General features: G+C 68.6%; 21 protein-coding genes and 1 pseudogene. 15 read left to right on the top strand and 7 right to left on the bottom strand.

The window, feature by feature from the left end; genetic code table 11:
- Nucleotides 1-16: 16 nt before the first annotated feature.
- A complete protein-coding gene (locus ACIA8G_RS16470; protein ID WP_396419314.1) occupies nt 17-694 on the top strand; it encodes an NUDIX domain-containing protein in 678 nt (225 codons plus the stop codon).
- Between the two features lie 66 nt (nt 695-760).
- Here the strand turns inward: ACIA8G_RS16470 and ACIA8G_RS16465 are convergent, their stop codons facing one another.
- The gene (locus ACIA8G_RS16465) at nt 761-1,768 is read right to left on the bottom strand and encodes a Gfo/Idh/MocA family oxidoreductase (protein WP_396419313.1); all 1,008 of its coding nucleotides are present in this window, start codon (nt 1,766-1,768) and stop codon (nt 761-763) included.
- A gap of 4 nt (nt 1,769-1,772) precedes the next feature.
- Nucleotides 1,773-2,474, bottom strand: a complete 702-nt coding sequence (locus ACIA8G_RS16460) for a TioE family transcriptional regulator (protein ID WP_396419312.1) — start codon at nt 2,472-2,474, stop codon at nt 1,773-1,775.
- Between the two features lie 79 nt (nt 2,475-2,553).
- Between ACIA8G_RS16460 and ACIA8G_RS16455 the strand changes: the two genes are divergently transcribed.
- Nucleotides 2,554-3,666: an erythromycin esterase family protein gene (locus tag ACIA8G_RS16455; protein ID WP_396419311.1), complete on the top strand. Its 1,113-nt coding sequence runs from the start codon at nt 2,554-2,556 to the stop codon at nt 3,664-3,666.
- On the opposite strand, the gene ACIA8G_RS16450 is transcribed toward ACIA8G_RS16455, so the two are convergent.
- Entirely contained in the window at nt 3,638-4,144 is a 507-nt protein-coding gene (locus ACIA8G_RS16450; RefSeq protein WP_396419310.1) for a hypothetical protein, read from the bottom strand. The two genes, ACIA8G_RS16455 and ACIA8G_RS16450, sit on opposite strands and share 29 nt — an antisense overlap.
- 120 nt (nt 4,145-4,264) lie before the next feature.
- Between ACIA8G_RS16450 and ACIA8G_RS16445 the strand changes: the two genes are divergently transcribed.
- The 4 genes from ACIA8G_RS16445 to ACIA8G_RS16430 all read left to right on the top strand — a co-directional run bounded on the left by ACIA8G_RS16445 (nt 4,265) and on the right by ACIA8G_RS16430 (nt 7,882).
- The gene (locus ACIA8G_RS16445; RefSeq protein ID WP_396419309.1) at nt 4,265-5,404 is read left to right on the top strand and encodes a sensor histidine kinase; all 1,140 of its coding nucleotides are present in this window, start codon (nt 4,265-4,267) and stop codon (nt 5,402-5,404) included.
- The gene (locus ACIA8G_RS16440) at nt 5,401-6,054 is read left to right on the top strand and encodes a response regulator (protein ID WP_396419308.1); all 654 of its coding nucleotides are present in this window, start codon (nt 5,401-5,403) and stop codon (nt 6,052-6,054) included. The genes ACIA8G_RS16445 and ACIA8G_RS16440 overlap by 4 nt, the downstream gene beginning before the upstream one ends.
- A 62-nt stretch (nt 6,055-6,116) precedes the next feature.
- Nucleotides 6,117-6,821 (top strand): alpha/beta hydrolase, encoded by a 705-nt coding sequence (locus ACIA8G_RS16435; protein ID WP_396419307.1) that lies wholly within the window; start codon nt 6,117-6,119, stop codon nt 6,819-6,821.
- Nucleotides 6,818-7,882, top strand: coding sequence for an acyltransferase family protein (locus ACIA8G_RS16430; RefSeq protein WP_396419306.1), 1,065 nt, complete (start codon nt 6,818-6,820; stop codon nt 7,880-7,882). The genes ACIA8G_RS16435 and ACIA8G_RS16430 overlap by 4 nt, the downstream gene beginning before the upstream one ends.
- Nucleotides 7,883-9,236: 1,354 nt before the next feature.
- On the opposite strand, the pseudogene ACIA8G_RS16425 reads toward ACIA8G_RS16430, so the two are convergent.
- Nucleotides 9,237-9,701 (bottom strand): annotated as a pseudogene (locus ACIA8G_RS16425) (hypothetical protein); the annotation flags it as partial.
- Between the two features lie 84 nt (nt 9,702-9,785).
- Nucleotides 9,786-10,361 (bottom strand): TetR/AcrR family transcriptional regulator, encoded by a 576-nt coding sequence (locus ACIA8G_RS16420; protein WP_396419305.1) that lies wholly within the window; start codon nt 10,359-10,361, stop codon nt 9,786-9,788.
- A gap of 164 nt (nt 10,362-10,525) precedes the next feature.
- Between ACIA8G_RS16420 and ACIA8G_RS16415 the strand changes: the two genes are divergently transcribed.
- From ACIA8G_RS16415 to ACIA8G_RS16395, 5 genes are all read left to right on the top strand, one after another.
- A complete protein-coding gene (locus ACIA8G_RS16415) occupies nt 10,526-11,311 on the top strand; it encodes an SGNH/GDSL hydrolase family protein (protein WP_396419304.1) in 786 nt (261 codons plus the stop codon).
- A 138-nt stretch (nt 11,312-11,449) separates the two neighbouring features.
- Nucleotides 11,450-13,039, top strand: coding sequence for a carboxyl transferase domain-containing protein (locus ACIA8G_RS16410; protein ID WP_396419303.1), 1,590 nt, complete (start codon nt 11,450-11,452; stop codon nt 13,037-13,039).
- 2 nt (nt 13,040-13,041) lie between these two features.
- Nucleotides 13,042-14,955, top strand: coding sequence for an acetyl/propionyl/methylcrotonyl-CoA carboxylase subunit alpha (locus ACIA8G_RS16405; protein WP_396419671.1), 1,914 nt, complete (start codon nt 13,042-13,044; stop codon nt 14,953-14,955).
- Between the two features lie 5 nt (nt 14,956-14,960).
- On the top strand, nt 14,961-16,112 hold the full coding sequence (locus tag ACIA8G_RS16400) for an acyl-CoA dehydrogenase family protein (RefSeq protein ID WP_396419302.1): 1,152 nt from the start codon (nt 14,961-14,963) through the stop codon (nt 16,110-16,112).
- A 423-nt stretch (nt 16,113-16,535) separates the two neighbouring features.
- On the top strand, nt 16,536-18,980 hold the full coding sequence (locus ACIA8G_RS16395) for a hypothetical protein (RefSeq protein ID WP_396419301.1): 2,445 nt from the start codon (nt 16,536-16,538) through the stop codon (nt 18,978-18,980).
- Here ACIA8G_RS16395 and ACIA8G_RS16390 read toward each other — a convergent pair.
- Entirely contained in the window at nt 18,977-20,506 is a 1,530-nt protein-coding gene (locus ACIA8G_RS16390) for an acyl-CoA dehydrogenase family protein (RefSeq protein WP_396419300.1), read from the bottom strand. The two genes, ACIA8G_RS16395 and ACIA8G_RS16390, sit on opposite strands and share 4 nt — an antisense overlap.
- Nucleotides 20,507-20,619: 113 nt before the next feature.
- On the opposite strand from ACIA8G_RS16390, the gene ACIA8G_RS16385 reads away from it, so the two are divergent.
- From ACIA8G_RS16385 to ACIA8G_RS16370, 4 genes are all read left to right on the top strand, one after another.
- Complete coding sequence (locus ACIA8G_RS16385; RefSeq protein ID WP_396419299.1) at nt 20,620-21,927, top strand: FAD-binding oxidoreductase; 1,308 nt, start codon at nt 20,620-20,622, stop codon at nt 21,925-21,927.
- A complete protein-coding gene (locus ACIA8G_RS16380; RefSeq protein ID WP_396419298.1) occupies nt 21,928-23,160 on the top strand; it encodes a class I SAM-dependent methyltransferase in 1,233 nt (410 codons plus the stop codon). It abuts the gene before it with no gap.
- Nucleotides 23,161-23,371: 211 nt separating this feature from the next.
- Nucleotides 23,372-23,593 (top strand): hypothetical protein, encoded by a 222-nt coding sequence (locus tag ACIA8G_RS16375; RefSeq protein WP_396419297.1) that lies wholly within the window; start codon nt 23,372-23,374, stop codon nt 23,591-23,593.
- Nucleotides 23,590-23,991: a type II toxin-antitoxin system VapC family toxin gene (locus ACIA8G_RS16370; RefSeq protein ID WP_396419296.1), complete on the top strand. Its 402-nt coding sequence runs from the start codon at nt 23,590-23,592 to the stop codon at nt 23,989-23,991. The genes ACIA8G_RS16375 and ACIA8G_RS16370 overlap by 4 nt, the downstream gene beginning before the upstream one ends.
- Here the strand turns inward: ACIA8G_RS16370 and ACIA8G_RS16365 are convergent.
- Nucleotides 23,988-24,821: a S1C family serine protease gene (locus tag ACIA8G_RS16365; RefSeq protein ID WP_396419295.1), complete on the bottom strand. Its 834-nt coding sequence runs from the start codon at nt 24,819-24,821 to the stop codon at nt 23,988-23,990. The genes ACIA8G_RS16370 and ACIA8G_RS16365 overlap by 4 nt on opposite strands.
- Nucleotides 24,822-24,863: the final 42 nt, after the last annotated feature.

Here is a 24,863-nt window from a genome sequence, read left to right as displayed (position 1 = left end):
CCCTATACTGGGTGGCGTGTACTCGCCAAGTGATTTCCCTCCCTTCGCGGTCACGGTCGATCTGGTGGTGCTGACCGTGCGGGCCGAGGCGTTGTGTGCGTTGCTGGTCCGGCGTGGGGAGGCGCCTTTCAAGGGGCGGTGGGCGTTGCCTGGTGGGTTCGTTCAGGTGGCTGAGTCCGTTGGTGCCGCGGCCGTGCGCGAGCTGGCGGAGGAGACCGGGGTGTCCGGGTTGCATCTCGAGCAGCTCGGCACCTACGGGGAGCCTCGGCGGGATCCTCGGATGAGGGTGGTCTCGGTGGCTTACCTGGCGTTGGCGCCTGACCTGCCGGTGCCGGTGGCGGGGACCGATGCGGCGGCTGCCTCTTGGGTGCCGGTGTCAGAGGTGGGCGCACTGGCGTTCGATCACGCCGCGATCCTGGCCGATGGGGTGGAGCGGGCGCGCGCCAAACTGGAGTACACCCCGTTGGGGGCAGCGTTCTGCGCTCCGGAGTTCACGGTGGCGGAGCTGCGGCGGGTCTACGAGATCGTGTGGGGGATTTCGCTGGACCCGCGCAATTTCCACCGGAAGGTGACCGGGGTGGACGGGTTGCTGGAACCCACGGGGGAGACGACCACACGGGACGGTGGCCGGCCCGCCGCCCTCTTCCGCCGCGGGCCTGCCACCGCACTGCACCCCCCACTGACGCGCGGCTGACTTGTTGCCGTGCGCACGCGGGGCCCTTTCGTGCGCTCACAGTGCACGAAAGCTCCCCGCGTGCACTCAGAGGCGGACGGAGTCGCCCGTTGCGGCGGAGTGCTTGGCGGCTTCGATGACTTCCAGGCCGGTTACGGCGTCCTGGGGCGATACCGGGGCGGTGCCGGCGGCCACCGAGGCGTAGAAGTCTTGGTACGCACCGGGTTCCGTGCTGTGGGGCTTGCCGTTCAGCGTGCCCCAGTCGGACTCGGGCTCTTCGCCCCAGTCTTCACCAGCAGGGGTTTCGCCTGCCTTGAGGCGTTCCTCCTGGGGGTCCATGCCGTACTTGACGTAGGCACCGTCGTGGCCGAGCACGCGGAACCTCGGGCCGAGGTCGGCGGCCAGCGCGCTCATCCACAGGTGCGAGCGGACGCCGCCTTCGTGGGACAGCGAGAGGAAGACGTCGTCGTCGGCGCGGGCGCCAGGCCGGACGGTGGCGATCTCCGCGTGCACGGAAAGCGGGCGGCCGAACAGGCAGACGGCCTGGTCCACCAGGTGGGTGCCCAGGTCGAAGAGGATGCTGCCGAGGTCGGCCGGGTCGCCGGATTCCTTCCAGGACGACTTGATCTCCGGGCGATAGCGCTCGAAGCGCGACTCGAACTTGTGCACCGCGCCCAGGGTCTTGGCGTCCAACAGTTTCCGGACGGTCAGGAAGTCGCCGTCCCAGCGGCGGTTGTGGAACGGGACGAGCATCAGGCCGCGCGCTGCCGCGATCGACGCCAGCGCGCGTGCTTCGGCGGCCGAGGCGGCGAACGGCTTGTCGACGATCACGTTCAGGCCGTGTTCCAGGACCTGGCGGGCGTGGGTGGCGTGGAACCGGTTCGGGGTGGTGATGACCACCAGGTCGAACTTGCCGGACCACACCTCGTCCAGAGAGGACAGCAGCTGGGTGGCGGGGTAGCGCTCTGCGACCTCGGCCTGGCGTCGGGGGTTCGCGGTGACCACGGCCGAGAGTTCCAGGCCGGGGGTTGCCGCGATGAACGGGGCGTGGAAGGCCGCCCCACCTAGTCCGTAGCCGACCAGAGCTGTTCGCATGCGATCAGCCTAGGTGCCCCGCCTCTGGGACGGACTTTTGGAGCAGGTAGTCGTTGAGCCGCGCGGACGCGGCGAGCATGGCCAGCCCCTGCGACGTCAGCCGGCCGCGCCAGTCGGCCAGCGCGGAGGCCAGCGTGTCGGTGCCGCCCGCCGTGCGGATCTGCTGCACCACCAAGGCGATCCGCGCCAACGGGTAGCCGCCGCGGCGCAGCAGGTGGGCCAGTTCGGCGTCACGGACGTCCTCGGCGCGGAACACGCGGTAGCCCGTGCTCTCGCGATCAGGGGTGAGGATGCTCGCGTCCTCCCACGCGCGCAGCGTCGCCGGGGTCACGCCCAGGCGGCGGGCGAGCTCGCCGATCGAGCGTGGTTGCAGGACCGGTTCGAAGTCGGTCAGGTCGTGCACGGCGCGGCTGACCGAGTCGAGGGTTTCCCGATCGCGGAGCAGCTGTTCGTGGCCGCGGTCGATCATCAGCAGCACGTCGTCCAGCTCGTCGGCGTGGGCGGCGTTCATGATCTGGCCCGCCCGCGCGTGCCCGAAGGCGGGGATCAACGCGAGAAAGGCGCGCAGTGCGGCCGCGTGCACCTCGGTGTAGACGCGGTAGCCGGACTCCGTGCGGGCAGCGGGCGGGATGAACCCGTCCTGCTCGTAGTTGCGCACCGCCTGGGTCGAGATACCGTGTTCACGGGCTAGGTCGGTTGGTCGCACGGTTGAGACTTTAGGCGAGAATTCCTGCCAAAGATGAGCCAAAGTCTCAACAGAGCTTTCAATGTTACGGTTGAGCCACATGAGCCAGGACATTCGTGAGTTCTTCAGCCCCTTCACCGAGCTCTTGGCGTTCGGCGAGCCGACGCATCTGGAACACGCCCACACCTGGGTCCGCAACGAGCTGTTCGAGCAGCTGGCCGGTCTGGGCTTCCGCTCGATCACCATGGAGACCTGCCGGATCAGGGGAATCCTGGTCGACGACTACGTCAAGGGCGGCCCCGGTGACCTCGACACGGTCATGAAAGAGGGCTTCTCGCACAGCTTCGGCGAGTGGCCGGCCAACCGCGAGCTGGTCGCCTGGATGCGGGAGTACAACTCGGACAAACCGGCAGAGGATCGGTTGTCGTTCCACGGCTTCGACGTCCAGAACGAGACGACCAGCGCGCCCAGCCCGCGGACCTACCTGGAGCACGCCCGCGACTACCTGGGCCTCGACGTGGATCTCACGATCGACGACGAGAAGTGGAGCCGCGAGGAGGCCGTGCTCGACCTGACCCAGTCACCGGGACGGTCGCCAGAGGCCATCAGGCTGCGTGAGATCGGTACCGCGATGCTCAAGCAGCTGCACGCGCGGAAGAGCACCGACGACGCCTGGGTCCGCGCGGAGACGTACCTGACGGCCGGCCTGAGCCTGCTCCGGTACCACCGGGAGTGCGCGGAGCCGAACCCGCTGGGCGTGCGGCTGAACCGCCTGTGCGCCATGCGGGACGGCGTGATGGCGCGCAACCTGCTGGAGATCCGGCGCATCGAGGCCGGGCGCGGTCCCACTTTCGCGTTCGCGCACAACGCCCACCTGCAGCGCACCAGCAGCTCCATGGAGATGGCGGGCGAACGGATCGAGTGGTTCTCCGCGGGCGCACTCGTGGCGCCCGTGCTGGGGGACCAGTACACGGTCATCGCGGGCACGCTCGGCCGCAACGACACGTTCGGACTCGGTGAACCGGACAAAGACACCTTGGAAGGCGCGCTGCAGGCGCGTTTCACCACCTGGGGCATCACCGCGGACAAACCCACCGGGCAGCACCGCACCGACACCACGCAGGTGATGGGCTACTTCCCGCTCGACCAGCACCTGCTCGACGGTGTGGACGCGCTGTTGCACGTCAGGGTTGGTCGTCCAGTGACGCGGTGATCCACGGCGCGACCGGCAGTTCGCGCGTCTCGCACTCGATCGCCAGCTTCAGGGTCCACCGCAGGGCTTGTAAGACCACGGTCGCGAGCTCCTGCGGTTGGCCGTTGGCGAGGGCGATCTCGATCTGCTCCGAGGCCGCGTCCTGGTCACCGTGCACTTCGGCCAGCAGCGCCCTGATGGCGGTCCGCACGGGCGGGTCGGCGTCGTCGATCTGGACCTCGCGGCCCTCCTCGTCGAAGACCTGCATCTTCACCGGGGTGGCGCCGCCGGAGCCGAGCGCGCTGACCATCGAGCTGCACTCGGCGAACAGCAGGAGCACGAGCTCCCTGATCTCCTCGTTGCCCTCGGGTGATCCGCTGAGGTAGCCGGTCACGAGGTCGACCGCCACAGCGTCTTCGCCGGCCCTGGCCGCAGCCAGCGCCTCACCGGCCACGGCGGTCAGCCGTGACCAGCGATCTGGATCCTGTGGTGGTCTCACAGGTACTGCCTACCGCGCGGCGTCACGCGTTCGCAATGCCCCATCTTGATCAGAGTGCTACCGGGGTATGTCACTCCGCAGGTCAATGTGGCATTCCACGAATCCACCTAGCATCGGGTGGTGTTCCGCGCGCTGTACCGAACCGTCTTCGGTCCTGATCGAACTCGAGCGCTCACGAAAGTGCTCGGCCGCTTCCGCATCCCCGCGTTCGCCGCGTTGGTCATCTACGGCCTCGTCTGGGCGATCATGGGCAGTGTCCTGTACGTGGACACGCCGCTCCCGGCCGGCGCACCGGAACGCGGTGACGGCTGGTGGGTGCTCATCTTCTTCGCCACCCTGGGTCCGTACGTGCTGCTGATCTGGTCGCCGCTGTACGCGTGGCGACTCGCTGCCGCCGGGTTCGTCCCGATCGCGGTGCTGATCGAGTGGGCCGGTGCCGCTCCCTTCCAGTACTGGAGCACGGTGCCGCTCCTCGTCGCGGTGGCGGCCTTCTACTCGCAGGGGATCGTGGTCACGGCCACGTTGATCAGCATGGCGCTGGTCCCGTTCGCCGAACCGCACGACGCCTCGCTGGCTTTCTTCGTGCCGGCCATCGCGGCGGTCGTCTACCTGTTCGGCGCGCGCGGCAGAGCGGAACGCGACCTCGAAGCAGAGCGCGACGCCAAGGCGGCCCTTGAGGAACGTGCCCGCATCGCGCGCGAGATGCACGACGTCGTGGCGCACCACATGTCGCTGGTGGTCGTCAGGTGCGAGACCGCGCCTTACCGTCTCAAGGATCTGAACGACGAAGCCCGGCAGGAGTTCGAGGAACTCGGCGGCGCGGCCAGGGACGCCATCACCGACATGCAACGGCTGCTCGGCGTGCTCAGGACGAACGGCGAGGCGCCGCAACGCGAGCCGCAGCCCGGCATCAGCCGCATCCCCGAGCTCACCAGGCCGGGCGACGAGGCCGAGGTCGACGTGGACGACGTGCCGGAGGCGGTCGGGCTGACGGCGTACCGGATCGTGCAGGAGGCGCTGACGAACGCGACCAGGCACGCGCCCGGCTCGACGGCGTCCGTCCACGTGCGCAAGAACGGCGATCAGCTGGACGTGCTGGTGCGAAACACCGCTGGTGGACCGTCCATGGGCGGTGGCAGTGGGCAGGGCCTGGTAGGCATGCGCGAACGCGTCGCGGTGCACGGCGGCACGTTGACCGTGAAGTCGACCGACGACGGCGGGTTCATGGTGCGCGCTCGGATTCCGTTGGGGGACAAGTGATCAGGGTGGTCGTGGTCGACGACCAGGAGATGGTGCGCGAGGGGTTCTCCGCGCTGCTCGCCGCTCAGGACGACATCGAGGTGATCGGCTCGGCGGGCAACGGTGTGGAGGGCGTGTCCCTCGCGCGCAACGTCAAACCGGACGTGGTGCTGATGGACATCCGCATGCCGGAGATGGACGGTCTCACCGCCACCCGTCTGCTGCTCAACGGAGACACCGACACCAAAGTCCTGGTGCTCACCACCTTCGACCTCGACGACTACGTCTACGAGGCGTTGCAGGCCGGCGCGAGCGGGTTCCTGCTCAAGCACGCGCCCGCCCGTGAGCTCCTCAACGCCGTCCGCGTTGTGGCGGCGGGAGAAGCGCTGCTGGCGCCGTCCATCACCAAGCGCCTGATCGAGGACTTCGTGAAGTCCCGCCGCACCGACCGCGTCCGGCCCGCGCGCCTCGACGTCCTCACCGAACGCGAGACCGAGATCCTCGTGCTGGTCGCGCAGGGACTGTCGAACACCGAGATCGCCGCGCACCTCGTGCTCGCCGAGCAGACGGTCAAGACGCACGTGAGCCGCGTGCTCACCAAACTCGGCCTCCGCGACCGCGCCCAGGCCGTCATCGCGGCCTACGAGAGCGGGCTCGTAGTACCGGGGTAGCAGCGATAAAACAGCACGTCAGAGGGATGATCCGGGGTTCGTCACCTTCCTAGTTTCGGTTCATGCGCCGAGCCCTCCTGTTCCTCCTGCTGATCGCCGTCCCCGCGGTCGGTCCCTCCGTCACGGAGTGGAAAGCCGATGTCCAGCGCCGGATCGCCGTCGTCGGTGACCTCGGCACGGCACGCGACGTCGTGATCGTCGTGCCGGGATCCGACGTGGACGTCGACCGGTTCGACCGCACCGTCGGCAAGATGGCGACGGACCTGTACGAGCAGGCGCACCGCGACGACCTCGCCGTGATCGCGTGGCTCGGCTACCGCACACCGCAGGGGCTCGGGGTCGACGCCGCGACGGGCCGGCTCGCCCGGCAGGGAGCCGACGCACTCGTCGACTTCGTGCGAGCGCTGCACACCAACGCGCGCATCCACGTCTTCGGGCACAGCTACGGCTCGGTCGTGGTCGCGCTCGCGGCGCACGACCTCGACGTCGCGAACATCGTCTTCACCGGAAGTCCTGGCGTGCGGGCGAAATCCGCGGCCGACCTGGGTACCGGGGCGAAGGTGTGGGCGCTGCGGTCCAGTGGGGACTGGATGCGGTTCGTGCCCAACGCCCGGTTGTTCGACCTCGGGCACGGCACTGATCCCACCTCGGACGGTTTCGGGGCGACGGTGCTGCGGTTCGAGGGCGGCAAGCACGACACCTACTACCAGCCGGGTAGCGCGACTCTCACCGCGCTCACCCGCATTGCTTCGGGGGAACAGCTGTGAAGGACACCGTGTCTGGCGACATCGCTGCGGCGGCCGGCAGCCGGAATCCGTTCATCGACGCGGTGCGTGCGATCGCTGTCATCACGGTGGTGCTCGGCCACTGGCTCGTCACGTCCCTCGTGGACACACCCACCGGCATGGTCATAGATAGTCCGCTGAAACACCTGCCCGAGCTCACACCGGTCAGCTGGGTGCTGCAAACCCTCGGCCTGTTCTTCTTCGTCGGTGGCTACGCGGCCGCACGCTCGCAGACGTCGTTCCTCACGAGGCTGAAGCAGCTCGCGTTGCCGACACTGCTGATGCTCGGCTGCTGGGCGGCTGTCCTCTTCGGACTGACCGTGCGCGGCGTCGACCAGGGCACCGCGTTCAACATCGGTTACCTGGTCACGACCCCGCTGTGGTTCCTGGGCGTCTACCTGATCCTGCTGGCGCTGAAGCCGTTGGTGCGCAAGCTGGATGAGTACGCCTGGGGTGTGCTCGTCCCGATCGCGCTGGTGCTGGTGTTGCCGCACGCGGTGTGGTGGGCGGCCTGGCAGCTCGGCCACGCGCTGGCCCGCCGCCGGATTCCCGGCCCGCCGCTGCTGGTCATCGGCGTGCTCGGGTACGCGTTGCTGACGAGCTTCGGCGGCTACCCGACCTCGGCCGTCGGCATCCCCGGCGCCACGGTCTCGAACCTGAACCCGCCGAACTACGCCACGCTCGCGCTGGCACTGGCCCAGATCGGCCTGGTGCTCACGATCGCGCCGCTGCTCACCCGGCTCGGCACGACGAAACCCGTGCGGTGGCTGAACAAACGCGCGTTGGGGATCTTCCTGGCGCACCAGAGCGCGCTGGTCACCGTGACGCTGGCGCTCAGCGCGTGGGGACCGTTGCCGGGGCTCCAGCAGCCACCAGATCATCCGGACTGGGTGTGGCAACGACTGCTGTGGCTGCCGGTGTGCGCGGCCGTGACCTGGGGATGGCTCCGAGCACTGCAAGGCCGATCAGCACGGCGTGCAGCACCACCACCGGAGGAAGCGGTTGCAGCGCCAGCATCGGCGGTACGCACGCCAGCGCCGTGAGCAGCCACGGCAACCGGGTGTCGCAGCTGCCGGTGCGGGCGGTGTGGATCAGGTACCAGCCGAGCAGGAGGTGGATGAGGTTCTGCAACGGGTCCACCGGCAGCAGCACCAGCACGCCCTCGCCGAGGAACCCGCTCACCACGAACCCGAGCACGCCCAAGGTCCCGAACAGCACGCCCAGCGCGGTCGCGAGCCGGGTCCGGTGCGACTCGTGCGACAGGCGCGGGAACCGCACCAGCCTGGCCTCGAACCGGTGGAACAGCAGGGTGAGCGGCAGCAGCAGGACCACCAGCCAGATCGGTGCCTGCGTCAGCCCGAGCAGTCCGACGACCGCGCCGACCCCGGCCAGGTAGGCGAGGTAGACGGTCATCGGGGCCCGGCGGGCGAAGTCGACGACGTGCCACGAACGGCCCTTGAGCCACGCGGTCACCCGCCCGCGGGCCAGCAGGGCGAGGCACACCTGCGCGACCCCGAGCACCATCATCGAGCGCGGGTAGCCGCTGAAGAACACCAAGGCGGGCAACGTGATCGCGCCCAGCGCCGCCAGCACCCGCCGGGAGATCTGCTGCAACGTGCCGTCCGCGTAGAAGAACCCGAGCTGCTGCATCAGCAACGCACCGACGATCAGGTTCACGTACCCGCCGGTCTTCCAGTCCGTCGACGTGCGCGCGACCTCGACCGTGAGCGTCAGGAGCATCAGCACGAACGGCGTGGCGCGCCGGAAGTGCTGGTGCAGCCACGCGGCGGCCGGTGTCGCGGCCACCGCGAGCAGGTAGACCCCGAGGAACCACAACGGATGCGTGATCAGGCGGCTGTACGCGTCGACCCGGACGTCCATCAGGTTCAGCGCCGCGAACAGCACCACCCACAGCAGCACGAACGCCAGCACCGGCCGCAGCAGCCACGACGTCCGGCTGGACACCCAGCAGCCGAGGCCGCCCTCGTGCGCCTGCCACGACCGCAGGTTCGCGTGCCCGCCCGCGAAGAAGAACAACGGCACGGCTTGCAGCGCCCACAGCCACGGTGTGCCGACTCCGCGCAGATGGGCAAGCGTGGCAACGGTTTCGCCGAGGACGAGCAACGCCAGGCTGAAGAGCCGCAGGAAAGTCGCGTACCTGTCCTGCTCGATGTTCGACGGCCGCTGTTCCGCAGCGGGATGGTCCTCGCGGCGGCGCTTGCCGTGCAGGCGGGCCAGCAGGAGGAACACCACGACCGCGCTGCCGAACGCCCACGCCACCACGGGTTCGTGACCCGGCGGCCCCCACCGCTGCCGCCACGAGTTGAACTTCAGCCCCATGGCGTAGGTCTCGGCGACCGCGTGACAGGTCTGCCCGGCCCCGCGCGGGTTCAGCTCGCACTGCCGGTGCAGGTCGGTCGTGAGCCGGTCGTCCAGCGCCTTGCGTGCCTGCGGCGCGAGCGCGTGCCCCTTGTGCTCGGCGTAGCGCAGCATGTCGTAGCCGATGTCGTGCGCGCTGCACGCGACGCTGAAGTCCCACTCGGTGTCGCCGGCCGGGCCGGAGCACCCGCCGGAGGCGTCGACCACCCGCAGTGTCCCGTCCGGCGCCGCCACCGTCTTCGGATCGCGCCCGAGCTCCTTCGCGAAGTCCGCAGGGAGGCTGAGCCGCGGGTCACGGGTCGCGGACGGCGCGGTGAACGCGCTGACGGCGTTGGCCGCGGCGATCACGTCACCGCTGGTAGGCGGTTCGTCGGCGCCGTTCGCCGGCCGCGAGGCGATGACCCCGCACACGAACACCGCGAGCGTGATCACCGTGAACCGGAACCAGGCCGGGAGTCGGAGGAGGAGTGTGCGAGCGCCCATTGTCGCGCCAGGTTACGGAACGGTCTCGGTTGATCGCCAGTTCACCTGGTCAGCCGCACGTCATCCGTCGATCGGACGCCGAATTCAGGAACTCACGGCGACCGGCGTCGTGAGCGACGCGAGCGCCATGCGCGACAGCAGGGCCGCCATCTGGACGCGGTCGAGGTGCGCGCTGTGCGGCGTGGAGTTGATCAGGCCGAACACCGCGTGCGCCGCCGCCCGCGCCGTCGGCTCGTCGAACTCCGGCACGGTCCGCCGGATCGTCTCGACCCACACCTCGACGTAGCGGCGCTGCAGGGCGCGCACCCGCCGGCGGTCCGGGTCCGTGAGGTTGGCGAGGTTGCGCATCTGCACGGTGATCAGCGCCGGGTCGTCCAGCGCGAAGTCGACGTGCCAGCCGACCAGAGCCTGCAGCGCGTCCTCGGCGCTCGTCGCCGCGTCCACGCGGGTCTGGCCGCCGTCGAGCAGCCGTTCGGAGATCGACGTCAGCATTTCGCCGAGCATCGCGTCCTTGCTCCTGAAGTGGCGGTACAGCGCCGGGCCGGAGATGCCGACGGCCGCGCCGATGTCGTCGATGCCCACGCCGTGGAAGCCGTGACGGGCGAAGAGTTCTGCCGCGGCGTTGAGGATCTGGTCCCGACGTGAGGGTTTATCGGCCACATCGGGAGGTTAGCAGGCGTTCACATCGACGTCCGATGGGTGGAATTTCCGCAGGTACAAGAGCCAAATGTTGACTCTTGACCAATACTTCACACGGGCCTTACACCTGAGCAACCATTGGCGTGCAATGCATCACATCCCTGCGGCCCCTTCGGGAGGCTTCGATGCGCCCTGCCCACTTCATCGCTTCAGCGGTCACCGCCGCTGCGGCTCTCATCGCGCTCGCCAACCCGGCCGGCGCCGCCCCCGTCAACTACGTCGCGCTCGGCGACTCGTACGCATCCGGCCTGGGTACCGGCTCGTACGACGGTGCCACCGGCAGCTGCAAGCGCGGTCCGCTGGCCTATCCGGCCCTGTGGGCTGCGGCGACAGCTCCCGCGAGCTTCAAGTCCGTCGCCTGCTCGGGCGCGAAGACAGGTGACGTCATCAGTCAGGCCGCCGCGGTCGTGGCGTCGACGAACCTCGTCACCGTGCAGGTCGGCGGCAACGACGCCGGATTCACGGATGTCATCACGACCTGCACCTTCGGGTCGGACCAGGACTGCACCAACCGGGTGAACCAGTCGAAGACCTTCATCGCGAACACGCTTCCCGGCCTGCTGAACAACGTCTACGGCACCATCAGGTCGAAGTCGCCGTCGGCACGCGTGGTCGTGCTCGGCTACCCGCGTCTCTACAAGGTGCCGGGTTCGTGCAACGTCGGGCTGAGCGACACCAAGCGGGCGGCGATCAACTCCGGGTCCGACGCGCTGCACAACGCCATCAGCGCGCGGGCGGCGGCCGCGGGGTTCCAGTACATCGACGTGCGCGGGGCGTTCACGGGGCACGAGATCTGCTCGTCGAGCTGGTGGCTGAACAGTCTGAGCTGGCCGGTCGAGGAGTCGTACCACCCGAACCGGGGCGGTCATCAGAGCGGATATCTGCCCGCTCTGCGGTCCGTCATCGGCTAGGTGATTCCGGAACGTGAGAGTGCCTTATAGGGTGCTTGACCTGCGATCTGGTCACTCTCGAGTCGTTCCGGTGGACCGCTAGGTGAGCGGGCGTTAACATGGCCTTGTTAACGCCCGCTAACCTGAGGTCTGGGGAGCATGGACGCACCGGTCCTGCGCAGCGCCGCCGAGCCATCGGACCGCTACGCCAAGGAGCACACCGCGCTCGTCGACGAGTTGCGCGGCAAGCTCGCCACCGCCGCTCTCGGCGGTCCAGAGAAGGCACGCCAGCGCCACATCGACCGCGGCAAGCTGCTTCCGCGCGAGCGCGTCGACACGCTGGTCGACCCCGGTTCGCCGTTCCTGGAGCTGTCGCCGCTGGCCGCGAACGGCATGTACGGCGACGAGGCACCGGCCGCGGGCATCATCACCGGCGTCGGCCGCGTCTCCGGCCGTGAGTGCGTGATCGTCGCGAACGACGCGACGGTCAAGGGCGGCACCTACTACCCGATCACGGTCAAGAAGCACCTGCGCGCGCAGGAAGTCGCGCTGCAGAACAACCTTCCGTGCGTCTACCTGGTCGACTCCGGCGGCGCGTTCCTGCCCAAGCAGGACGACGTGTTCCCGGACCGCGAGCACTTCGGCCGGATCTTCTACAACCAGGCCACGATGTCGGCGCGCGGGATTCCGCAGATCGCCGCCGTGCTCGGGTCGTGCACCGCGGGTGGCGCGTACGTGCCGGCGATGAGCGACGAGGCGATCATCGTGCGGAACCAGGGCACGATCTTCCTCGGCGGCCCGCCGCTGGTGAAGGCCGCGACGGGTGAAGTGGTCACCGCCGAGGATCTCGGCGGCGGCGACCTGCACTCGCGCACCTCCGGCGTCACCGACCACCTGGCGGAGAACGACGCGCACGCGCTGCGGATGGTCCGCTCGATCATCTCGACGCTGGGCCCGCGCGTGCAGCGTCCGTGGGACGTCGCGCCCGTCGAGGCTCCGGCCGTCACCGACGATCTTTTCGGTGTGGTGCCCACGGATTCCCGGACGCCCTACGACGTGCGCGAGGTGATCGCACGGGTCGTGGACGGCTCGAAGTTCCAGGAGTTCAAGAAGGAGTACGGGCAGACGCTCGTCACCGGCTTCGCGCGCATCCACGGGCACCCGGTCGGGATCATCGCCAACAACGGCATCCTGTTCGGTGAGTCCGCGGTGAAGGGCGCCCACTTCATCCAGTTGTGCGACAAGCGATCCATCCCGCTGGTGTTCCTGCAGAACATCACCGGGTTCATGGTCGGCCGCGAGTACGAGGCGGGCGGCATCGCCAAGCACGGCGCCAAGATGGTGACGGCGGTGGCCTGTGCGCGGGTCCCGAAGTTCACCGTGATCATCGGCGGCTCGTTCGGTGCCGGCAACTACTCGATGTGCGGCCGGGCGTACTCGCCGCGGTTCCTGTGGATGTGGCCGAACGCGCGCATCTCCGTGATGGGCGGCGAGCAGGCGGCGTCGGTGCTCGCGACGGTGCGGCGTGATCAGCTCGGCTCCGAGTGGTCCGCGGACGACGAGGAGGCGTTCAAGGCGCCGATCCGCCAGCAGTACGAGGACCAGGGCAACCCGTACTACTCGACCGCGCGGCTGTGGGACGACGGCGTCATCGACCCGCGCGACACCCGCATGGTGCTCGGGCTGGCGTTGTCCAGCGCGGCGAACGCCCCCATCGACGATGTTTCCTACGGCGTCTTCCGGATGTGATGATGTTCGACAGCGTTCTGGTGGCGAACCGCGGGGAGATCGCGGTTCGGGTGATCCGCGCCTTGCGGTCGCTCGGGATCCGTTCCGTCGCCGTGTACTCCGATGCCGACGCCGACGCGTTGCACGTCCGGCTGGCCGACGAGGCCGTCCGGATCGGGCCCGCGGCGGCTCGTGAGAGCTACCTGTCCATCGAGAAGATCGTTCAGGCCGCCGTTTCCACTGGCGCGCAGGCGATCCACCCCGGCTACGGGTTCCTGGCCGAGAACACGGCATTTGCGGCGGCCTGCGCCGAGGCGGGCATCGTGTTCGTCGGACCGCCCGCGTCGGCGATCGACGCGATGGGCGACAAGATCCGCGCCAAGCTGACCGTGTCGGCGGCGGGCGTTCCCGTGGTGCCGGGCCGGACTCGTGAGGGCATGTCCGACGACGAGCTCGTCGACGCGGCTCTGGAGATCGGTTTTCCCGTTCTGCTCAAGCCTTCCGCCGGTGGTGGTGGCAAGGGCATGCGGCTGGTGCACTCCGGCGACGCGTTGCGTGAGGCGATCGAGTCGGCCCGGCGCGAGGCGCGCGGGTCGTTCGGTGACGACACGCTGCTGATCGAGCGGTTCATCACGAACCCGCGGCACATCGAGATCCAGGTGCTCGCCGACTCCCACGGCACCGTGATCCACCTCGGTGAGCGCGAGTGCAGCCTCCAGCGCCGGCACCAGAAGATCATCGAAGAGGCGCCGTCGCCGTTCCTGACCTCTGAGGTGCGGGAGGCGATGGGCGCGGCCGCGGTCGACGCCGCTCGTTCGGTGGGCTACGTCGGCGCGGGCACCGTCGAGTTCATCGTGGACGGTGCGACCGGCGACTACTTCTTCATGGAGATGAACACCCGCTTGCAGGTCGAGCACCCGGTGACCGAGATGGTCACGGGCGTCGACCTGGTCGAGTGGCAGCTCCGCGTGGCCGCCGGCGAGGTCCTGGACATCTCCGTTGAGCTGAACGGGCATTCGGTCGAGGCCCGGGTCTACGCCGAGGACCCGTCGCGCGGCTTCCTGCCGACCGGCGGCCGGGTGCTGGCGTTGCACGAGCCCACGGACGTCCGGGTGGATTCCGGGCTGTACGAGGGACTTGTCGTCGGCTCGGACTACGACCCGATGCTCGCCAAGGTGATCGCGCACGGCCGCACCCGTGAGGAAGCGTTGCGGCGCCTGGACCACGCGCTGGGGCAGATGGTGCTGCTCGGCGTCACGACGAACATTCCGTTCCTGCGGGCACTTCTGCGCGATCCGGACGTTCGTTCCGGCGCACTGGACACCGGTCTGGTCGAACGCAAGCTCGACTCGCTGACCTCGGCCGAGATCCCGGACGCCGTGTACGTCGCGGCCGGCCTGGAGCGGTCGCTGGAGCCGAGTGGCGACGACCCGTGGGACCAGCTGTCCGGCTGGCGCGTCGGTGAGCACGCGTGGACGACCTGGCGGATCAACGACGTCGACGTCCGCGTGCGCGGCGACGAAGTCGTTGTGGGAGCTGGGGAACCGGTGCGTGCGCGGGCCCGCCGCGAGGGTGCGGACCTGCTCGTCGGGTCGCGCCGGTACGCGATGGCGCGGGACGGGGACGTGCTCTGGCTCGGTCACGACGGCGCCTCCTGGGCGTTGACCGAGGCCGAGTTCCTGGTCGGTGCCGCAGAAGGTGCGGCTGCCTCTGGCGGTCCGGTGAAGTCGCCGATGCCCGGCACCGTGCTGGTCGTCCGCGCGCAGAACGGCGAGGAAGTGACCGCCGGTCAAGCGTTGTTCGTGGTCGAGGCCATGAAGATGGAGCACACCGTGACGGCACCCGTCGACGGCGTGCTCGCCGAAGTGAACGTGCAAGCAGGTCAGCAGGTCGCACTCGACCAGGTGCTGGCCGTCGTCGTCTCTCACGAGGAGTGACACAGATGTTGGACTTCAGGCTCCCGAGCGAGTACGAGGACCTGCGCAAGACCGTCGAGGAGTTCGCCCGCGACGAAGTGGCCCCGGTCATCGGCGACTACTACGAGCGCTGCGAGTTCCCGTACCCGGTCATCGCCAAGATGGGGCAGATGGGCCTGTTCGGCCTGCCGTTCCCCGAGGAGCACGGCGGTATGGGCGGCGACTACTTCGCCCTGTGCATCACGCTGGAGGAGCTCGCGCGGGTCGACTCGTCGGTCGCGATCACCCTGGAGGCGGCGACGTCTCTGGGCGCGATGCCGGTGTACCGCTTCGGCACCGACGAGCAGAAGGCGGAGTGGCTGCCGTCGCTGACGTCCGGCGAGAAGCTCGGCGCGTTCGGCCTGACCGAGCCCGGCAGCGGTTCGGACGCAGGTGCGCTGGCGACCACCGCGCGCCTCGAGGGCGACGAGTGGGTCATCAACGGCACCAAGGCGTTCATCACGAACTCCGGCACGGACATCACCGGCCTGGTGACGGTCGCGGCGGTCACCGGCACGCAGCCGGACGGCCGCAAGGAGATCTCGTCGATCATCGTCCCGTCCGGCACGCCGGGCTTCACGGTGTCGAAGAAGTACTCGAAGGTCGGCTGGAGCGCCTCGGACACCCGCGAGCTGTCGTTCGCCGACTGCCGCGTGCCCGCCGCGAACCTGCTCGGCACGCGTGGCCGCGGCTTCGCCCAGTTCCTGCGGACGCTGGACGAGGGCCGGGTCGCCATCGCCGCCCTGTCGGTCGGTCTGGCCCAGGGCTGCGTGGACGAGTCGGTCAAGTACGCGCACGAGCGCGAGGCGTTCGGCGCGAAGATCGGCACGTACCAGGCGATCCAGTTCAAGATCGCAGAGATGGAGGCCCGCGTGCACACGGCGCGCCTGGCCTACTACGAGGCCGCGTCCCGGATGCTGCGCGGCGAGCCGTTCAAGAAGCAGGCCGCCATCGCGAAGCTCGTGTCGTCCGAGGCGGCGATGGACAACGCCCGTGACGCCACGCAGATCTTCGGCGGCTACGGGTTCATGAACGAGTACCCGGTCGGGCGGTTCTACCGCGACGCCAAGATCCTGGAGATCGGTGAGGGCACCTCCGAGGTGCAGAAGATGCTGATCGCCCGCGAGTTGGGACTTTAGTCCGATCCAGCTGAATAGTACGAAAGTGCCGGTGTGAATCGCTGAGTCCGGCTACCGTCGTCTGCCTTCCGCACGAGTGTGAGGGTGCAGATGACAGGTAGTCGGCCAGAACCGGTTTTCCCCGGATTACGAGTTCTCCTCGAGGTCATTCACGGCCTATGCGACCGGCCGGGGTTCTTCTACCGGAGCAAGACCGAGGAAGTAGTCGGTGACCAGCCGCTTCCGCTCCTCTACCTGGAGAGCGAAGCCAGTCCGACGCCATTCCTGCGCGCTCTCGAAGCGAAGCTGGACGCCGGTTCTCCAGCAATACCGCATGCCTATGTCGATGTGGCCGCGGCAGCTGCAGAAGTTGCCAAAAGATGGCCACCCGAGTCGCGTGAGACGCCACCGCTGCTGCCGTTGCTGGATCAGCTGGCCTTTCAGTTGTCGGAGGTCCACGTCGGCCGTGAGCGGCTGACCCGGTTCGACCACTACCGGCTCGTAGACTGGCTCACCGGCAAGAAGCTGCCGCGCAAGCCGGGGCGGGACGACCGGGCGAGCGTCATCGAGCTGCTGCGCCTGTGGACCGGCCGCAGTGCCGAGCACGGCGAGGCGCTGAACCGCGCGGTGGACGCGTTCATCCCGAACCTCGTGACGCGGCTGGGGCTCGGGCTGGTCGCCTGGGTCGGCAGCAAGGCGGGCTTCCGCTGGCTCGGCAAGCGGGTGCCGGGGCTCTCGCGGGAGTCGAAGTGGTTCATGCGCGGGCAGAACTTCGCGCTGCCCAACCACTCCATCGAGTTCCTCGGGTTCGCCGAGCGGCTCACGCTGGGCCGGCGGGAGTCCGAGAACCAGGAACAGATCAAGCTCCTGCTCGTGCACGCGTTCCTGGAGGACCTGCGGATCGCGTTCCGGCGGCGGCGTGGGCGGTTCGGGTTCCGCCGGGCCGGATTCCGCCGCACGGCGTACATCCCGGTGCTGCTCGACGGGGTGAGCAAGGACAACGGCGGCTGGCAGCTGCTCGAACTGATCAACGACGTGCGCAACGAGACCGGCGAGCTGGACCCGTTGCTGGTGATCGCCGCGAGCTCGGTGCAACCGACGCTCTCGCAGAAGCTCGGGACCACTGCGGTGGCGCCGGACGAGACAGCGGACGCGCTGGCGACGTGGCGGGAGGAGCTGCCGCGCAAACGGCAGATGCTCGCACCGGACGCCCGCTACCTGATGATCAGACTGCCGTTCCCGCGCGAGGACAAGAAGAAGTGGCAGGGGACGCCGGCCTTCCAGGCGGCCCCGGTGCGGTGGCTCGCGCGGTCGCGGCGGCTGGAGGCGATCATCGCGGCGGTCGCCGTGGTGTTGCTGATCCCGGGGTTCGTGACGGTGCAGAGCAACATCGAGGCGAACTGCTCGATCGTCGGCTCGGCCACCTCGCCGGGGGTGTCGACCCGGCTGATGGACGTGGACGGGCACACCGAATGCGTGGGCTACAGCGACAACGCCAGCCAGGTGTTCGGCTCGAACGAACGGCTGCGGTGGACGCAGCAGGCGGTGTTCGCGCAGAACGCGGAGGCCGAACGGCTGCACGACGCCGATCCCGGCCGTCCGTTCGTCTCGCTGCTCTACTTCTCCAGCCTCACCCACCGCGACACCAACCCCGACGCCGACCACTCGAGGGCCGAGGAACTCGAGGGCATCCTGCTCAAACAGCGGCAGCAGAACGACAGGTCGCGCTCGGAACCGTTGCTGCGCATCGTGATCGCGAACGGCGGCGCGGTGATGCAGCGGGCGCCCGACGTGCTGAGGGACATGCTGACCCCGTTGCTGGAGAAGGATCCCAGCATCATCGGCGTGATCGGGCTCGACCGCAGCGTCGCGGAGACCCAGGAGGTCATCACCGAGCTCGGGTCGCTCGGTGTGCCGACCATCGGCACCACGCTCACCGAGGCGTCGCTGCCGGACCGTTCGGCGATGTACTTCCAGCTGATCCCCGGCAACGCCCGGCAGGCCGATCTCGTGCGCAGGTACGCGCAGCACATCGGCGCGAGCGTGGTGAGGATCTACCACCCGCCGCTGAACCGGGGCGACGTCTACCTCGACGACCTGGTCAACATGCTGGGCACCGAGCTGGCGAACACGGGCGTGCGGTACGTGGCCGACCCGTGGTCCAGAAGCCCTCAGGAGCTGTCGTCGCTCTGCGGGGAGGACCACTCCAGCGAACTCGTGTTCTTCGCGGGCCGCGAGGAGGACTTCGGCGAGTTCCTGCGGGCGATCGGCAAGGACTGCTACGACAAGAACCGGTTGCCGCGCATCGTCGCCGACGACGCCATCATCCGGTTCATCGCGCAGAAGGCCAGCCGAGTGCACGACTCGCTGGCCGGGATGCGCGTGTCCTACGTGAGCATGGCCGGGCTCGTGGTGCTCGCCGGCAAGTCCTGCGTGGAGGGCAAACCGGACCAGAAGGTGCGCGGCGGTCTGCCGTTGGACGCGTTCTGCGCCGGCTACAGCAGGCTCGCCCAGGAGATCAGGGACGCCCCGCTGCCACCCGAGGACAAGCCCAGCAAGCCGTGGCCGGGCGAGCACATGGGCGTGGCTTACGACGCGGCCGGGCTCTTTCTCGACGCCGTGCGCAATGCCCAGCGCCGGTTGCAGGGCAAGCCGGGCGGCACGCCGCACCGCGGTGCCGTCGGCGGGGAGTTCCGCGAGCTGAAGTTCCACGGTGCCACCGGACGCACGGACTTCGCCGTGTCACGGGTGGGGCAGCAGCGCAACTTCACCATCCTGGAGATCAACGACATCCACGACTTCGAGCAGCAACCCACGTGCGTCTTCCTGACCGGTGACCTTTACGGCGTGGACTCGCCACGCCAGGCCAACGGCTGCCCCGCGGGTTAGAGCTTCGGCACAGCCCGGTCGATGATCGCGGCGAAGTCGGTGTTGCGCGGGAGCGTGCCGAAGGCGTTGCCCCAGTCGCCGCCGAGGCGGCTGGCGCAGAACGCGTCCGCGACGGCGGGGTGCCCGTGCTTGACGAGCAGGGCACCCTGCAGGATCAACGCCATCCGCTCGACGACCCGCCGCGCCTGCGACTCGTCCACATCGGACAGAGCGAGTTCGTTGAGCGCCTTGTCGACGCGCGGGTCGACCCCGCTGACGGTCTCGTGGAACTCCTGCACCGTCTGCGGTTCCTTCTGCATCGCGCGCAGGACGTCGAGCGCGGCGACGTTGCCCGACCCCTCCCAGATCGACATCAGCGGCGACTCCCGGAACAGCCGCGGCATGCCGCTGTCCTCGATGTAACCATTGCCGCCCAGGCACTCCAGGGCCTCGGCCGCGTGTGCCGGGCCACGCTTGCACACCCAGTACTTGGTCACCGCGAGCCCGAGCCGCGGCCGGTGCTGCGCGAGCCACATCGCGGCCGTCGTGGCGGCCTCGGACTCGACGGCCAGATCCGCCAGCACGTTGCGCATGGCCGGCTGGTCGATCAGGTAGTTCCCGAACGCCTTGCGGTGCGCCGCATGATGCGCAGCCTGCCGGAGCCCTGCCCGCATGCCCGCCGCCGACCCCAGCACGCAGTCGAGACGGGTCATGTTGACCATCTCGATGATCGTGCGCACGCCGCGGCCCTCGTCGCCGATCCGCCAGGCGAACGCCTCCTGGTACTCGATCTCGGCGGACGCGTTGGACTTGTTGCCCAGCTTGTCCTTCAGGCGCTGCAGGTAGAACCGGTTGCGCGCACCGTCCGGCAGCACCCGCGGCACCAGGAAGCACGTCAGCCCGCCAGGGGCCTGCGCGAGCGTCAGGAACATGTCCGACATCGGCGCCGAGGTGAACCACTTGTGCCCGGTCAGCACATAGCCGTCGGCCACGGGCCGGGCGACCGTCGTGTTCCCCCGCACGTCGGACCCGCCCTGCTTCTCGGTCATGGACATGCCCGCGATCAGGCCGCGTTTGCCGAGCGGTGCCTTCAGTCCGAAGTCGTAGGTGCGCGAGGTGAGGAGCGGCTCGTACGTCGCGGCCAGTTCCGGCGCCACGCGCAAAGCGGGCACCGCGGCGTAAGTCATCGAAATCGGACAGCCGTGGCCGGCCTCGACCTGTGACCACACGTAGAACTTGGCCGCACGCTCCAAGTGACCACCGTCGACATACGCGTGCAATCCGTGCGTAACAGCCACGTTCATCAGCTCGTGCCAGGCAGGGTGAAACTCGACCTCGTCGATCCGGTTCCCGTACCGGTCGTGCGTGTGCAGCACCGGCGGGTAGGTGTTCACCAGCCGGCCGCGCTCCTGCCACTCGTCGCTGCCCGCGAGCCTGCCGAGTTCGTGCAGGTCGGCGTCGTCGACCCAGCTGAGCAGCGCCGGATCGGCCGCGACGTCATGACCGGTCAAGGGCGGAACCTGGTTGGTCACCTCGTGCGTTGCCATGTGTCGCACGTTACTACTCGGTAGTAACTTTCGGCAGGGTCCGAGGGAAGATCACTCGACCATTCGGGCAACTGGGCGTGCCAACGGCGCTGACGAGGAATAACGTCGTCAGCGTGAGTGACCATGGGCACAGCTCGGCCGTGTCTGCGCTGACTGCGCAGTACGCCGCTATGCGCGAAGGTGCGCCGGTGCGGCTCGCGAAGAAGACGTCGAACCTGTTCCGGTTCCGCGCCGAGCAGTCGGGCGGGCTGGACGTCGGCAGGTTCGACCGGGTGCTGTCGGTGGACCCGGTCGGACGCACCGCGCAGGTGCAGGGCATGACCACCTACGAGAATCTCGTCGACGCGACACTGCGCCACGGCCTGATGCCGTTGGTAGTGCCGCAGCTCAAGACCATCACGATCGGCGGCGCGGTCGCCGGTCTGGGCATCGAGTCCACGTCCTTCCGCAACGGCCTGCCGCACGAGTCCGTGCGCGAGCTGGAGATCCTCACCGGCGACGGCGAGGTCGTGATCGCGAAGCCCGACGACGATCTGTTCCGCGCGTTCCCGAACTCCTACGGGACGCTGGGGTACGCGCTGCGGCTGGAGATCGAGCTGGAGCCGGTGCGCCAGTACGTGCGGCTGCGGCACGTTCCGTTCGGGTCCTTCAAGGAATGCGCCGCGGTGATCGAAGAGGTCTGCGCGGACGGCTCGGCCGACTTCGTGGACGGCACGGTGTTCTCGCGCGGCGAGATGTACCTGACGTTGGGCCACTACGCGGACATCGCGCCGTACACGTCCGACTACACGGGCAACGAGATCTACTACCGGTCCATCCAAAAGCGCCGCACGGACCACCTGACGATCCACGACTACCTGTGGCGCTGGGACACCGACTGGTTCTGGTGCTCCCGCGCGTTCGGCGCGCAGAACCCCGTGGTGCGCCGGATGTGGCCGAAGCGGTACCTGCGTTCGGACGTGTACCGCAAGCTCGTGGCCAAGCACCGGCAGCTGCGGCCGCGCACCGACGTCGAACCGGTGATCCAGGACGTGGAGATCCCGGTGGGCGCGCTGCCCGACTTCCTCGACTTCTTCGACCGCGAGATCGGTATCGCACCGGTGTGGCTGTGTCCCGTGCGCCTGCGCGACACCACGGGCTGGCCGTTGTACCCGATGAACCCGGACGTGCTGTACGTCAACGTCGGGTTCTGGTCGGAGGTCCCGGTGCGTCCGGGAGAACGGATGGGTGACCGCAACCGGCTGATCGAGCGCGAGGTGGCGCGGCTGGGCGGGCACAAGTCGCTGTACTCGGACTCCTACTACGAGGAGGACGATTTCTGGCGGCACTACAACGGTTCGCTGTACCGCTCCGTGAAGGCGCGGTACGACCAGACGAACCGCTTGCCTGATCTGTACGCCAAGTGTGTCAGGGGACGATGAATGCGGTTGGCCTCCATTTTCCAGAGCATCACCGGTGGCAGCGACGTTCGCTTCCAGGCTTATGACGGCAGCACCGCGGGACCTACGAGTGCCTCGGTCTCCATCGACATCAAAACGCCGGAAGCCTTGTCCTACTTGGCCTCCGCACCAGGCGAGCTCGGCCTGGCGCGCGCCTACGTGACCGGGCACCTGGAGATCCTCGGCGACGTGCACGCCGGGCTCGCCCAGCTGTCCGAGTTCTCGCTGCGGGAGATCCCGTGGCTGCAACGGGTAGAGCTGCTGCGGTTCCTCGGCGGCGTCCGGCTCTCGCACCGAGTGGCCCCGCCACCGCAGGAGACAAGACTGCGCGGCCTGCGTCACTCCAAGGCCCGCGACCAGCAGGCCATCGCCCACCACTACGACGTCTCGAACCAGTTCTACGAGTGGATCCTCGGCCCGTCGATGGCCTACACCTGCGCGGTGTACCCGTCGACGGAGTCCACTTTGGAGGAAGCCCAGTTCGCCAAGCACGACCTGGTGGCGCGCAAACTGGGCCTGCGTCAGGGCATGAGGCTCCTGGACGTCGGCTGCGGCTGGGGCGGCATGGTCATGCACGCGGCCCGCGAGTACGGCGTGCGCGCCATCGGCGTGACGCTGTCCCGCAACCAGGCCGAGTGGGCGCAGAAGGCGATCGTCGAGGCAGGGTTGTCCGAGCTGGCCGAGGTGCGTCACCTCGACTACCGCGACGTGCGCGAGACGGGCTTCGACGCGGTGTCGTCCATCGGCCTCACCGAGCACATCGGCAAGGCCAAGCTCCCCGGCTACTTCTCCTCGCTGTACGGCAAGCTCAAGCCGGGCGGCCGCATGCTGAACCACTGCATCACCCGCCCGGACAACAAGCAGCGCGCCCGCTCGGGTGCGTTCATCGACCGGTACGTCTTCCCGGACGGTGAGCTCGTCGGGCCCGGCCACATCGTGTCGCTCATGACCGACACCGGCTTCGAGGTGCGGCACGAGGAGAACATCCGCGAGCACTACGCCCTCACCCTGGCCGCCTGGGGCAGCAACCTGGACGCGCACTGGGACGAGGCCGTGGAGGAGGTCGGGGAGGCACGGGCTCGGGTGTGGCGGCTGTACCTGGCTGCTTCGCGGCTCGGGTTCGATCGCAACAACATCCAGCTGCACCAGGTGCTCGGGGTGAAGCTGGACGGGACTGTGTCGCACATGCCGTTGCGGCCGGACTGGCTGTCCTGAACGTCGAAGGGCCGCGGCACTCCGCCGCGGCCCTGAGTCACGCCATTAGCTGAGCTTGTCCAGGGGCTCGCAGGCGTGAAGACCGCGGTGACCAGGTAAACAGCGGCTTCCGCCGCCTTGACCTGCTGCAACTGCGCATCGGAGACCCGGTTCGCCTCAACGTGGATGCCCCGATCGGGGCGATTGGTGCCACAATGGCACCATGAAGCGGATGAACCTGAGAGATGTGCCGGACGAGGTCTACGCGGCGCTCGCGGACGGTGCCGCAGCGAGCCGCCAGTCGTTGAACGCGTTCGTGGTGGAGAGGTTGTCCGAAGTCGCCCAGGTGCTGAGCATCGGCGACTACCTGGCGACCTACGAGCCACCCAGCGGAACCGGAATCACGGTGGAAGACGCGACAGCCGCTGTGCGCGAGGTGCGGGACGCTTCATGAGTCTCGCAGTGGTCGACGCATCCGTACTGGCCGCGTTCTACTCGGCCAGTGATCCTCGGCGTCAACAGACGGTCGTCCGCATGTCTGCTGGGCACGCTTTGTTCGCCCCTGCTCACCTCGATGTGGAGGTGGTTTCGGCGTTGCGCACGATGTCGAGGAACGCCCCGGCGCTTGCCGCGGCGGTGCCTTCGGCGCTGCAGCACCTGACCGGCCTGCCCGTGCGCCGGATGGCGTTGGCGCCGTTGTTGTCCCGCATGTGGGAACTGCGGGACAACATCACCCCGTATGACGCCGCGTACGTCGCGCTGGCCGAGCAGCTTCGCGCCACGCTGATCACGTGCGACGTGCGCTTGGCCTCCGCTCCAGGGGCCAAGTGCACGTTCGACGTGATCAGTTAGCTCAGCTTGTCCACGATCTGCTTGGCCTGGTTGGACGGGATGGCGAACCCGATCCCCACACTCCCGGCCTCACCACTGCTGGAAGCCGGCGAGTAGATCGCCGAGTTGATCCCGATCAGCTCACCGGCTGCGTTCACCAGCGCACCACCGGAGTTGCCGGGGTTGATCGACGCATCGGTCTGAATGGCCTGGTACGAAACGGAACCGGAGCGCCGGGTCTCGCCGGGCACGGTCACCTTGCGGTCCAGCGCCGAGACGATGCCGGTAGTCACGGTGCCCTGCAGGCCGGACGGCGAACCGATGGCCATCACGGCGTCACCGACCTTCACCTGGTCCGAGTTCGCCCACTTGATCGGCGTCAGCCCGGACACCCCGGAAGCCTGCAGCACGGCCAGGTCCGACGTGGGGTCGGTGGAGACGACGGTGGCCGGCACCTCGCGGCCGTCGTTGAGCTTGACGGTGACCTGGCCGCCTGCCGCTGCCACCACGTGGTTGTTGGTGAGGATCTTGCCGTCCGCCGACAGGATCACGCCGGAGCCGAGGCCGTTGCCGACGTTCACCTGCACCACCGAGGGCAGGACGCCGGAGGCGACCGTGCTCCAGTCCAGTGTGGACGTGTTGGAGACCGTTTGCGCCACGACGGAAGTGCTCGGTGAGGTGCCGTCCGGCGAGGCGATCACCGCTCCGGTGACACCTCCGAACAGGCCGGCGACGAGCGCCGCCGCCGTCACCATAGGAGCCGTGCGGCGCCAGAACTTCGGCGCCGGCGCAACGGCGGGCTGCGATTCTGCCAGTGACCCGCTCATCGCGGGGAAGCTCTGCTCGGTCATGACTCCACGATGGACCGCCATCATGTGAGCAACCTGTGGGGA

This window comes from Lentzea sp. NPDC051213 (assembly GCF_044455585.1).
Taxonomy (GTDB): domain Bacteria; phylum Actinomycetota; class Actinomycetes; order Mycobacteriales; family Pseudonocardiaceae; genus Lentzea.
Note: the sequence above shows the minus strand (reverse complement) of the source record. Positions and strands in the feature narration are given on the sequence as shown.

Bases quoted from the DNA above. Each gene is read 5' to 3' on its own strand.
- ACIA8G_RS16465 (WP_396419313.1), bottom strand. From the start codon at position 1,768: ATGCGAACAGCTCTGGTCGGCTACGGACTAGGTGGGGCGGCCTTCCAC.
- ACIA8G_RS16455 (WP_396419311.1), top strand. From the start codon at position 2,554: ATGAGCCAGGACATTCGTGAGTTCTTCAGCCCCTTCACCGAGCTCTTG.
- ACIA8G_RS16435 (WP_396419307.1), top strand. From the start codon at position 6,117: ATGCGCCGAGCCCTCCTGTTCCTCCTGCTGATCGCCGTCCCCGCGGTC.
- ACIA8G_RS16415 (WP_396419304.1), top strand. From the start codon at position 10,526: ATGCGCCCTGCCCACTTCATCGCTTCAGCGGTCACCGCCGCTGCGGCT.
- ACIA8G_RS16410 (WP_396419303.1), top strand. From the start codon at position 11,450: ATGGACGCACCGGTCCTGCGCAGCGCCGCCGAGCCATCGGACCGCTAC.
- ACIA8G_RS16405 (WP_396419671.1), top strand. From the start codon at position 13,042: ATGTTCGACAGCGTTCTGGTGGCGAACCGCGGGGAGATCGCGGTTCGG.
- ACIA8G_RS16400 (WP_396419302.1), top strand. From the start codon at position 14,961: ATGTTGGACTTCAGGCTCCCGAGCGAGTACGAGGACCTGCGCAAGACC.
- ACIA8G_RS16390 (WP_396419300.1), bottom strand. From the start codon at position 20,506: ATGGCAACGCACGAGGTGACCAACCAGGTTCCGCCCTTGACCGGTCAT.
- ACIA8G_RS16380 (WP_396419298.1), top strand. From the start codon at position 21,928: ATGCGGTTGGCCTCCATTTTCCAGAGCATCACCGGTGGCAGCGACGTT.
- ACIA8G_RS16375 (WP_396419297.1), top strand. From the start codon at position 23,372: ATGAACCTGAGAGATGTGCCGGACGAGGTCTACGCGGCGCTCGCGGAC.
- ACIA8G_RS16370 (WP_396419296.1), top strand. From the start codon at position 23,590: ATGAGTCTCGCAGTGGTCGACGCATCCGTACTGGCCGCGTTCTACTCG.
- ACIA8G_RS16365 (WP_396419295.1), bottom strand. From the start codon at position 24,821: ATGACCGAGCAGAGCTTCCCCGCGATGAGCGGGTCACTGGCAGAATCG.